The following is a 10,967-nucleotide window of genomic DNA, read 5'->3' as shown; positions in this document are numbered from 1 at the left end:
GTGATTCCCCGGCACGTGTTGTCGATTCCGGCTTCGGCGAGCGAGTGAGATGCGCTCGTCGAATGCCGATTTACCTCGAAGGCTTGGGCTTATGTCGATGATCGAAGACCGTTATCTCAGTCGCTTGCGCCATTTGATTGAGGATGGCCGGCGCTGTATTCTCGGCCTGGTTGGCGCTCCGGGCGCAGGCAAATCAACGCTCGCGCAAACCATTCACGAGGCTTTCCCCGGACGGACAGTCGTTGTGCCGATGGACGGGTTTCATCTTGCGAATGTCGAACTCGCCCGTCTTGGTCGCGCGTCCCGCAAAGGTGCGGAAGATACCTTCGACAGCGCGGGTTATGTTGCGCTTCTGAAGCGTTTGCGTGAGCAGCGTCCCGACGAAACGATCTACGCCCCCACGTTCCGGCGGGAAATTGAAGAGCCTGTTGCCGGCGCCATTCCGGTGGCGCCGGATATGCCGCTCGTCATCACCGAGGGGAATTACCTGCTTTTAGATCACGGTCATTGGAAAACCGCGCGACCGTTGCTCGACGAAGTCTGGTACGTCAATGTCGACCCTGCGCTGCGACGGCAGCGTCTCGTTTCCCGGCATATCAGTTTCGGCCGGGACCAGGCCGCGGCGGAACAGTGGGTTGAACAGACCGACGAGGTGAACGCGCGGCTGGTCGATGCAACCAGCGCGCGTGCCGATATTCAATTCCAATGGTCGGAGTAACGAATGTCAAACGCTGATCTTGTGGGAAGCGAGTGGGTTTCTGTTTCGACGTGGGATGACTGCACGATGGAATCGATCGAGCGTTGGACATTGCGATGGCCACACGGTGAGGCGGAAGTTCAGGCGCTCGGCGGCATGCTCGCGCCGGTGCGATTCGAACTGGGCGGCGGACGCAGCATCTCCCCGCTGCAAGTCGCTCCGTGGGAAGACGATCCGCATTTGCCTGGGATCATGCGTGCATTGCGCGGCGAATGGCCCTGCCTGCCGTTTGGAATGGTCGAAGCTCCTTTGTGCCTGCCGCCTGATTTCCGTTTGCGCGACGCGGACGATAGCTGGGTCCACGGGTATGGTGCGAACCATATGTGGGAGTGGGTGGAGCAAAGCGAGCACATGCTCAAGCTTCAGATCGAGTATCCACCCGGCAGCGAGATTGAACGGCTCGAGCGCACCATCTCGGTTCAGCCTGACGCGCCTGCGTTGATCGTCTCACTCACCGTTCATGCACGTCGCGATACGATTCTGCCGTTCGCTCTTCATCCGACGTTTGCCGTTCCGAGTGGTGGCGTTGAAATCCTCGCCTGTGCGTTCGACGCCATTCACAGCTATCCCGTTGCGCAAGAGGCGGGCGTTTCGCGAATTCTGCCGAATCGCACTATCTCGTCTCTGAAGGAAATTCCGGCCACGTACGGGATGATGGATGCAACCTGTCTGCCATTGCCCAGAGCGACCGAAGAGTTGGTGCAAATCGCGGGATGCAAGCCGCCGTTTGTGTTGCGTTATCCGGAACAGCAGGCCGATGTGTTTCTTGATTGGGATGCCGAAGACCTTCCGGATGCGTTGCTTTGGATCAGTAATGGCGGGCGTACTCACGAACCCTGGTCGGGTCGGCATTTTGCTGTTGGCGTCGAGCCGACCCATAGTTTTTTTGACCTTGGGCGGGTGGTGATTCCACCTGCGGATCATCCGCTTGCTGATCGGGCTGGGTTGGTTTTTAGGGTGGGTAGGCCGAGGACTATTACTTACCGTCTTTCTGCTCGGGAGGTTTGACGGCTGGACAGTGGGGTAGCGGGGCAGCGGGGCAGCATAGCCCCCGATCCACTTTTGTTATCACCCCCTCCAATACTCGGATTGTTAGCGCATCGCCTCGCTCGTATATTGGCTGAACCCAAAGCGGTACAGCGGACATACAACAACTGAAAGGCACGCAGCGACGCGTGTCACAGGAGCACAGCGATGAACAGAATCGATCTGGAGGGGCGCGTCGTCGCCATTACCGGCGGTGCGCGCGGTATCGGCTACGCGGTCGCGCAGCGGGCGTTGAGCTCAGGCGCTTCGGTCGCGCTCTGGGACATCGATGCCGAGCGGCTAGCCCGCAGCGAGCGCGAACTCAGCGAACTCGGCAAGGTCTCGGCGGTCACGGTCGAACTGACGCAGGAAGCGTCGGTCGAACACGCGGTGCAGCAAACGGTCGTCGCTCATGGCGCGATCGACGTGTTGATCAACTGCGCGGGCATCACCGGCGGCAACGGTACAACCTGGGAGCTGGAACCCGAAGTATGGCGCCGCGTGATCGACGTCAATCTGATCGGGCCGTATCTCACCTGCCGCGCGGTCGTACCGCAGATGCTCAAGCAGGGCTACGGCCGGATCGTGAATATCTCGTCGGTGGCCGGCAAGGAAGGCAACCCGAACGCGTCGCACTACAGCGCGTCCAAAGCGGGCCTCATCGGCCTCACTAAATCCCTCGGCAAGGAACTCGCGACGAAGAACATCCTCGTCAACGCAGTGACGCCCGCCGCGGCCAAAACCGAAATCTTCGACTCGATGTCGCAGCAGCACATCGACTACATGCTTTCGAAAATCCCGATGAATCGTTTCCTGCTTCCTGAAGAAGCCGCGTCGCTGATCCTGTGGCTTTCATCGGAAGACTGCGCGTTCAGCACGGGCGCGGTGTTCGATCTGTCCGGTGGCCGCGCGACCTACTGAGCGATACGCTCGCAATACGGGTTTGTCGAACGCGGCATTCGCATTCAGTGCGGGCGTGTTTTTCGTCGGCTATGCATTGTTCGAAGTACCGATCAATCTGTTGCTGCACCGCGCCCGCCAGGGGCCCCGTGCTCCCTGCATGTCAGATGCACCCACGACGCACCAACAACGGAGTCCCTTCATGTCCATGCCCACCATCCGGCACGTGCGTGCCTTCATCGTTCGCGGCGGCGGCGCGGATTATCACGACCAACCCGGTGGACACTGGATCGACGATCATATTGCCACGCCGATGGCGCGCTATCCCGAGTATCGCCAAAGCCGCCAGTCGTTCGGGATCAACGTGCTCGGCACCCTGGTGGTCGAGATCGAGGCGAGCGACGGCACCGTCGGCTTCGCGGTCACTACGGGCGGCGAGATCGGCGCGTTCATCGTCGAAAAACATCTCGCGCGTTTTCTCGAAGGACAACTCGTCACCGATATCGAGAAGATGTGGGATCAGATGTACTTCTCGACGTTGTATTACGGCCGCAAGGGTGTAGTGCTCAATACGATCTCGGGCGTCGATCTCGCCCTGTGGGATCTGCTCGCGAAGGTTCGTAAAGAACCGGTGTACCAGCTATTGGGCGGACCGGTGCGCGACGAACTCGTGTTCTACGCGACGGGCGCGCGTCCGGACCTCGCGAAGGAAATGGGTTTCATCGGCGGCAAGCTGCCGTTGCAGCATGGTCCCGCAGAAGGCGAAGCGGGCCTCAAGCAGAATCTGGACAAGCTCGCCGATATGCGCAGCCGCGTCGGCGACGACTTCTGGCTGGTGTACGACTGCTGGATGAGTCTCGATGTCCCGTACGCCACACGGCTCGCACAAGCGGCGCACGAGTATGGGCTGAAATGGATCGAAGAATGTCTGCCGCCTGACGACTACTGGGGTTACGCCGAACTGCGCCGCAACGTGCCGCGCGGCATGATGGTGTCGACCGGCGAACACGAAGCGACACGTTGGGGCTTTCGCATGCTGCTGGAGATGCAGTGCTGCGATCTGATCCAGCCGGACGTCGGCTGGTGCGGCGGCATCACGGAGTTGATCAAGATTTCGGCGCTGGCGGATGCGCACAATGTGATGGTGGTGCCGCACGGGTCATCGGTGTATAGCTATCACTTCGTCGTCACGCGGCACAACTCGCCATTCGCCGAGTTTCTGATGATGGCGCCGAAAGCGGACGAAGTCGTGCCGATGTTCACGCCGCTGCTGCTCGATGAACCCGTGCCGGTGAACGGCCGCATGAAAGTGCCGGATACGCCGGGTTTCGGCGTGCAACTGAATCCGGAGTGCAAGCTGGAACGGCCGTACCCACGTTGACAATCTGAATCGCTGAAACCTGACGCTACGAGGAGAATGACGTGCTGCTCAAGGACAAGGTCGTGATCGTCACAGGCGGTTCGCGTGGCATCGGTCGCGCGATAGCCGTTGCATGCGCCGCCGAAGGCGCGAATGTGGCGATCAACTACTGGGGCGATAACGACGCATCATACGGGCGCCGTTCCGCCGTCGAAGAAGTGGTCGGCGAAATCGAGGCTTTGGGGCGGCGCGTGATCGCGATCGAGGGCAACGTCGCCGCGCGCGAAACCGGTCAGGAACTCGTGCGCCGCACGGTCGAAGCGTTCGGCAAGGTCGACGTGCTGGCGAGCAACGCGGGAATCTGTCCGTTCCATGCGTTTCTCGACATGCCGCCGGAAGTGTTGGAATCGACGGTGGCAGTGAATCTGAACGGCGCGTTCTATGTGACGCAAGCCGCCGCGCAACAGATGAAAACGCAGGGCACGGGCGGCGCGATCGTCGCGACCAGTTCGATCAGCGCGCTGGTGGGCGGCGGCATGCAGACGCATTACACGCCGACCAAAGCGGGCGTGCATTCGCTGATGCAATCGTGCGCGGTCGCGTTGGGTCCGTATGGGATTCGCTGCAATTCCGTGATGCCCGGCACGATCGCAACGGACCTGAACGCCGAAGATCTCGCGGATGAAGCGAAGAAAGCCTACTTCGAAAAGCGCATCCCGCTTGGCAGATTAGGGCGCCCGGAAGACGTCGCCGATTGCGTGACGTTTCTCGCGTCCGACCGTGCGCGCTATGTGACCGGCGCGGCGTTGCTGGTGGACGGCGGTCTGTTCGTCAATTTGCAATAACACGCTGCAATAACACGCGATGCCGACTTCAATCCACCGGTGCGGACGCGGGTTCGGGTGTCGCAGCCAGCGTATCGTCGCGTGCGAGCTTGCGCGAGAAGCCGCGCAACAGTTCGATGAAACGCAGCGCGGGTTCGGCGAGCGGTTCTTCCTTGCGCGTCAGAATGCCGAAGCCCGCGAGGCTCTTGCCGATTTCGAGCGGCAACGCGACCAGCAGCTTGCCGCGCACATGATCGCGCACGACCGATTCGGGCAGCATCGCCACTGCGTCGTAGTTTTCGAGCAATTGCAGCGTCGCGAAGATCGACGCGCATTCGGTCAGATTCACCGGCGTGGCAAGTCCCGCGCGCGCGAGTTCTTCTTCGAACAGCACGCGCGCCGGGCTGGTGACCGGTTGCGCGACCCAGGGCCAGTCGATCAGTTCGCGCAGCGTGATGTGTGCGCGCTGCGCGAGCGGATGCACCGAGCGCACCACCAGCAGCAACGTCTCGCGAGCGAGCGGTTCGAAGCTGAAATCGTTGTGTTGCAGCGGACTGGTCAGGCGGCCGAGCGCGAGATCGACTTCGCGGCGGTGCAGCAGTTGCACGACCTGGTCGCTGGTTTCGCCGAGTATGCGCACGTTGAGCAACGGGCTTTCGGTTTTCAGCGTGGCCACTGCCATCGCGAGCAGATCGGGTGCGGCGCCCATGATCGCGCCGACGGTCAGCTGTCCGTGTCCGCCACGGCGTTTGACGTCGAGGTCTTCGGCAAAGCGGGTGAGTTCGGCGAGTGCGCGCCGCGCGTAAGCCAGTGTGACCACGCCGAGCGGCGTGGGCGTCATCCCGCGCGCGTTGCGCTCGAACAGCAGGAAGCCGAACGCTTCTTCGATATCGCCGAGCATGCGGCTCGCGCTCGGCTGCGCGACGTTGACCGCTTCGGCGGCCTGATGGAGATTGCGCGTGTCGTCGAGCGCGACGAGCAACGCGAGGTGTTTGAACTTGAGCCGATTGACGAGGGCGATGGCGGCTGAGTGTTGGCTCATGGGTCCAGTGCAATCCGGTGCGATTCGGTTTGTGGATCGCCCAATCCCAACAACGGATTGAGTTGCTATCGACGCAGGAATTATAGTCGCTACAGACGCGAGGCCGGCCATGCCGGGAAAAGCGTCCGAAAACGACGGGAGACAGGCGCAATGGAAACAATCGCTTTCCGCATGGTGCTCAACCCCGGCATGCGCGAGGAGTACGAACGACGCCACGCGCACATCTGGCCCGAGCTGGTTGATGCGTTGCACAACGCCGGTGTGCGCGACTATCGGATCTTCTTCGACGCGGATTCGAATTACCTCTTCGCGATTCTGACTCGCAGCACGAATCATCGGATGAACGAGTTACCGGAACTCGACGTCATGCGCAAATGGTGGGATTACATGGCCGACATCATGCAAACGGCGCCTGACCATACGCCGTTGCAACAGCCGCTCGAACCGGTCTTTCATCTGAATTCACTGAGCTGAGTTTCACCGGACGGAGGCAAGCCGCTATGCAGGTTGTCGATTCGCATATCCATCTGTGGGACCTGAACACGCACCGTTATCCGTGGCTGGAGAATCCGGGCGTGTCGTTCGTGGGCGACGCGCGCGAATTGAAGCACGACTACCTGCTCGACGATCTGCTACGCGAGGCGGGCGACATCGAGGTGGTCAAGCTGGTGCATGTGGAGGCGAATCACGATCCGGCGGATCCGGTCGAAGAAACGCGCTGGCTGCAATCGATCGCGGATCGTCCCGAGTCGCGCGGCATGCCGAATGCGATTGTCGCGGCAGTAGATCTGTCTGCGCCGAATGCGCCGGCGTTGCTCGAAGCGCATGCGGCATTCGTGAATACGCGCGGCATCCGCCAGATCCTGAACGTGCACGACGACAAACTATTCGATTACGTGGGCCGTCATTTCATGCGCGAGCCGCAATGGCGTGAGCATTTTGCGTTGTTGCGCCGCTATGACATGTCGTTCGATCTGCAACTATATCCATCGCAGATGGAGGAGGCCGCCGCGTTGGCGCGCGCGCATGACGACACGCTGTTGATCGTGAACCATGCGGGCATGTTCGTCGACCGCCATAGCGTGGCCGGTTATCGCGCATGGCGTGACGGCATGCGTCTGCTCGCGGCCTGCAGCAACGTGGCGGTGAAGATCAGCGGGCTCGCGATGTTCGACCATCGGTGGACGGTGGAAAGCCTGCGGCCCTATGTGCTCGAAACGATCGACACGTTCGGTGTGGAGCGCGCGATGTTCGCATCGAATTTTCCGGTCGATCGCCTGTTCGGTTCGTATACGGATTGGTGGCGCGCGTATGCGTCGATTGTCGAAGGTGCGAGCGATGCCGAGCGGCATGCGCTGTTTCGCGGTAACGCCGAGCGCCTGTATCGGATCTGAGCACGCCGGCTCGAAAGCAAATAAGAAGGAGACAACGTAGTGCAGCCACCGACATCCGCCGCGCCGAGACTCGAACTGCGGCACGCGAGCAAATCATTCGGCCGGGTCCGTGCGCTTTCCGACGGCGATCTCGCGCTATGGCCAGGCGAGGTCCATGCGCTGCTCGGAGAAAACGGCGCGGGCAAATCGACGCTCGTGAAAATACTCGCCGGTGTGCATCAGCCGGATAGCGGCGAACTGTTGGTGGACGGCGTGGCGCGCCGTTTCGCGACACCCGCCGAAGCGCGCGACGCCGGCCTCGCGGTGATCTATCAGGAACCGACGCTGTTCTTCGATCTGTCGATAGCCGAGAACATTTTCATGGGACGGCAGCCGGTGGATCGCATCGGCCGCATTCAATATGACGCGATGCGCCGCGAGGTGGATGGCCTGCTCGCGTCGCTGGGTGTGGACTTGCGCGCGGATCAACTGGTGCGCGGTTTGTCGATTGCCGATCAGCAGGTGATCGAAATCGCGAAGGCGTTGTCGTTGAACGCTAACGTGCTGATCATGGACGAACCCACTGCGGCGTTGTCGCTGCCTGAGGTGGAGCGGCTCTTTGCAATCGTGCGCAAACTGCGCGAGCGCGACGTGGCGATTCTGTTCATCACGCACCGGCTCGATGAAGTCTTCACGCTCACGCAACGCGTGACGATCATGCGTGACGGCGCGAAAGTGTTCGACGGACTCACCGCCGATCTCAGCACCGAGGCAATCGTCGCGAAGATGGTCGGCCGCGATCTGGAAACGTTCTATCCGAAGGCGGATCGCCCGCCTGGCGAAGTGCGTCTGTCGGTACGCGATCTGACGCGAGTCGGCGTTTTCAAAGGTATTTCGTTCGACGTCCGCGCCGGTGAGATCGTTGCGTTGGCGGGACTGGTCGGCGCGGGGCGCAGCGAAGTTGCGCGGGCAATCTTCGGTATCGATCCGCTCGACTCCGGCGAAATCTGGATCGCCGGCAAGCGCCTCGCTGCGGGCCGGCCCGCAGCGGCGGTGCGCGCGGGTCTCGCGCTGGTGCCGGAAGACCGGCGGCAACAGGGGCTGGCGCTCGAACTGAGCATTGCCCGCAATGCGTCGATGACGGTGCTCGGCCGGCTCGTCAGGCACGGGCTGATCTCCACGCGCAGCGAGACGCAACTGGCGAATCATTGGGGCACGCGTTTGCGTCTGAAAGCGGGTGACCCGAATGCGCCGGTCGGCACGCTGTCGGGCGGCAATCAGCAAAAGGTCGTACTCGGCAAATGGCTCGCTACCGGCCCGAAAGTGCTGATCATCGACGAACCCACGCGCGGTATCGACGTCGGCGCCAAAGCCGAGGTGTATGGCGCGCTTGCCGAACTGGTCAGCGAAGGCATGGCCGTGCTGATGATTTCGAGCGAGCTGCCCGAAGTACTGGGCATGGCCGACCGCATTCTGGTGATGCACGAGGGACGTATCAGCGCGGATATAGCGCGCGCGGATGCCGACGAAGAGCGCATCATGGCCGCCGCGCTCGGCCAACCGATTCCACCGTTGGGGCGGGCCGCATGATGCGCCATTCATCCACTCATCCGGCGCCGGCGCCGGTGCAGGCGCCCGTGCCCAAACGTTCCGCCAGCGCGCCGGGCGCGTTTGTCGCGGGCATTGCGAAGAGTCGCGAAACGACGTTGTTTGTCGTGTTGATCCTGCTGGTTGTCGGCACCGGGCTTGCGAAGCCGCAGTTCCTGAACTTGCAGAATCTGCGCGACGTATTGCTCAACGTGTCGATCATCAGTTTGCTGACGGCGGGCATGACGGTCGTGATCCTGATGCGGCATATCGATCTGTCGGTGGGATCGACGGTCGGTATCAGCGCGTATGCGGTCGGCAGTCTGTACGTGGCGTTTCCCCATATGCCAGTGGTCGTCGCACTCGCAGCGGGGCTCGCGATCGGCCTCGTGGCGGGAGGCATCAACGCATTGCTGGTTGCGGTGGGGCGCGTGCCGTCACTGGTGGCAACGCTGTCCACGCTCTACATTTTCCGCGGTGCGGATTACGCATGGGTGCATGGCGGCCAGATCAACGCGACCAGTCTGCCCGATGCTTACTCGCGTCTCGCGACTGGCACCTTGCTCGGCATACCGAATCTCGCGTTGATCGCGGTGGTCGTGCTGGTGGGCCTGGGCATCTATCTGAAGCAGTTTCGCGGCGGCCGCGAACACTATGCGATCGGCTCGAATCCGGAAGCGGCGCGCCTCGCCGGCGTGAACGTCGAGCGGCGCGTGATGTCGGGCTTTCTGCTATCCGGTGCGATTGCCGGGTTCGCCGGCGCGTTGTGGCTCGCGCGTTTCGGCACCGTCGACGCGAGCACCGCGAAGGGCATCGAATTGCAGGTGGTGGCGGCTGCCGTGGTGGGCAGCGTCGCGATTACCGGCGGCGTCGGCACGATACTCGGCGCGACGCTCGGCGCGCTCGTGCTCGGCGTGATCAGCATCGCGCTGGTCGTGCTGCACGTGTCGCCGTTCTGGGAGCAGGCAATCGAAGGCGCGCTGATCGTCGCGGCGATTACCGCCGATACCTTGCTGGCCCGCTCCGTCGCCAAACGCATGATGAGGAAACGCGATCATGGCTAAACCCGATTCCGCGCTGCTCACGCGCAAACGCGAAACGCCGCTGCAATGGGAAGTATTGCTGGTGATCGTGCTGATCGTTTCGCTGGTACTCGGACGCGTGCTGTCGCCCGTCTTTCTGACCGGTGCGAACGTGAGCAACATATTGGCCGATCTGACCGAGATCGCCTTGATGGCGCTGCCGATGACGTTGATCATCGTCGCGGCGGAAATCGATCTTTCGGTCGCGTCCGTGCTCGGCGCTTCGAGTGCATTGATGGGCGTGTTGTGGCATATGGGCTTGCCGATGCCGGTGGTGATCGTGCTGGTGCTGATCGCCGGCGCGCTGGCGGGTTTGCTGAACGGGCTCGTGATCGTCAAGCTCAATCTGCCTTCGCTTGCCGTCACGATCGGCACGCTCGCGCTGTTTCGCGGACTCGCGTACGTGCTGCTCGGCGACCAGGCGGTCGCGGATTTTCCGCCGGCTTATACGGCGTTCGGCATGGATACGGTCGGCGCGAGCTTCATTCCGTTGCCGTTCGCGATCGTGATTGTCGGCGCGGTGTTGTTTACGGTGCTGCTGCAAGCCACCGCGTTCGGCCGCAGCCTCTATGCGATCGGCGCGAATCCCACCGCAGCGGCGTTCTCGGGCATCGAGGTCGCGAAGATCCGGCTGCGTCTATTCGTGTTGTCCGGTTTGATGAGCGCGCTGGCGGGCGTGGTGTACACGCTGCGCTTCACCAGCGCGCGCGGCGACAACGGCGAAGGCTTCGAATTGTCGGTGATCGCGGCGGTGCTGTTCGGCGGCGTGAGCATTTTTGGCGGACGCGGGTCGATGATCGGCGTGTTGTTGTCGTTGCTGATCATCGGCGTGCTGAAAAACGCGTTGACGCTCGACGATGTGTCGAGCGAAACGCTGACCATCGTCACCGGCGTGTTGCTGCTCGCGTCGGTGCTGATTCCGAATCTGGTCGCGCGCTGGCGCGCGGCGCGCGACCGGCGGTTCATCGCGAAGTCGGCCGCCTCGTCCACCGTTTCGTCATAACCCTGATTCAACA

At 62.1% G+C, this 10,967-nt stretch carries 11 protein-coding genes; 10 read left to right on the top strand and 1 reads right to left on the bottom strand.

The features are described from left to right. The first annotated feature begins 97 nt into the window (after window positions 1-97). From PQQ51_RS27860 to lra1, 5 genes are all read left to right on the top strand, one after another. A complete protein-coding gene (locus tag PQQ51_RS27860) occupies window positions 98-718 on the top strand; it encodes a nucleoside/nucleotide kinase family protein (RefSeq protein ID WP_408500385.1) in 621 nt (206 codons plus the stop codon). 3 nt (window positions 719-721) lie between these two features. Further along, entirely contained in the window at window positions 722-1,765 is a 1,044-nt protein-coding gene (locus tag PQQ51_RS27855; protein WP_408500346.1) for a hypothetical protein, read from the top strand. Between the two features lie 186 nt (window positions 1,766-1,951). Then, window positions 1,952-2,704: an SDR family NAD(P)-dependent oxidoreductase gene (locus PQQ51_RS27850; protein WP_408500344.1), complete on the top strand. Its 753-nt coding sequence runs from the start codon at window positions 1,952-1,954 to the stop codon at window positions 2,702-2,704. A 181-nt stretch (window positions 2,705-2,885) separates the two neighbouring features. Continuing rightward, window positions 2,886-4,064, top strand: a complete 1,179-nt coding sequence (gene rhmD / locus PQQ51_RS27845; RefSeq protein ID WP_408500342.1) for an L-rhamnonate dehydratase — start codon at window positions 2,886-2,888, stop codon at window positions 4,062-4,064. 41 nt (window positions 4,065-4,105) lie between these two features. Then, window positions 4,106-4,888 carry an L-rhamnose 1-dehydrogenase Lra1 gene (lra1, locus tag PQQ51_RS27840; protein ID WP_408500340.1) on the top strand — a complete coding sequence of 261 codons (783 nt, stop codon included), beginning with the start codon at window positions 4,106-4,108 and terminating at the stop codon, window positions 4,886-4,888. 28 nt (window positions 4,889-4,916) lie between these two features. Here the strand turns inward: lra1 and PQQ51_RS27835 are convergent, their stop codons facing one another. Continuing rightward, complete coding sequence (locus tag PQQ51_RS27835; protein WP_408500339.1) at window positions 4,917-5,909, bottom strand: LysR family transcriptional regulator; 993 nt, start codon at window positions 5,907-5,909, stop codon at window positions 4,917-4,919. 150 nt (window positions 5,910-6,059) lie between these two features. Here PQQ51_RS27835 and rhaM point away from each other — a divergent pair, with 150 nt between their 5' ends. Genes rhaM through PQQ51_RS27810 form a run of 5 tightly spaced genes read left to right on the top strand, consistent with a single transcriptional unit; the run spans window position 6,060 to window position 10,954 of the window. Beyond that, window positions 6,060-6,383, top strand: a complete 324-nt coding sequence (gene rhaM / locus PQQ51_RS27830; RefSeq protein WP_408500338.1) for an L-rhamnose mutarotase — start codon at window positions 6,060-6,062, stop codon at window positions 6,381-6,383. A 26-nt stretch (window positions 6,384-6,409) separates the two neighbouring features. Continuing rightward, on the top strand, window positions 6,410-7,303 hold the full coding sequence (locus PQQ51_RS27825; RefSeq protein WP_408500337.1) for an amidohydrolase family protein: 894 nt from the start codon (window positions 6,410-6,412) through the stop codon (window positions 7,301-7,303). Between the two features lie 39 nt (window positions 7,304-7,342). Next, entirely contained in the window at window positions 7,343-8,872 is a 1,530-nt protein-coding gene (locus PQQ51_RS27820) for a sugar ABC transporter ATP-binding protein (protein ID WP_408500336.1), read from the top strand. After that, window positions 8,869-9,933: an ABC transporter permease gene (locus tag PQQ51_RS27815; protein ID WP_408500335.1), complete on the top strand. Its 1,065-nt coding sequence runs from the start codon at window positions 8,869-8,871 to the stop codon at window positions 9,931-9,933. The genes PQQ51_RS27820 and PQQ51_RS27815 overlap by 4 nt, the downstream gene beginning before the upstream one ends. Further along, a complete protein-coding gene (locus PQQ51_RS27810; RefSeq protein ID WP_408500334.1) occupies window positions 9,926-10,954 on the top strand; it encodes an ABC transporter permease in 1,029 nt (342 codons plus the stop codon). Before PQQ51_RS27815 ends, PQQ51_RS27810 begins: the two co-directional genes overlap by 8 nt. Window positions 10,955-10,967 lie beyond the last annotated feature (13 nt).

Origin of the sequence: Paraburkholderia xenovorans, from assembly GCF_046030735.1 — a bacterium.
GTDB lineage: Bacteria > Pseudomonadota > Gammaproteobacteria > Burkholderiales > Burkholderiaceae > Paraburkholderia > Paraburkholderia xenovorans_A.
This window is presented reverse-complemented; position numbering and strand designations above follow the sequence as displayed.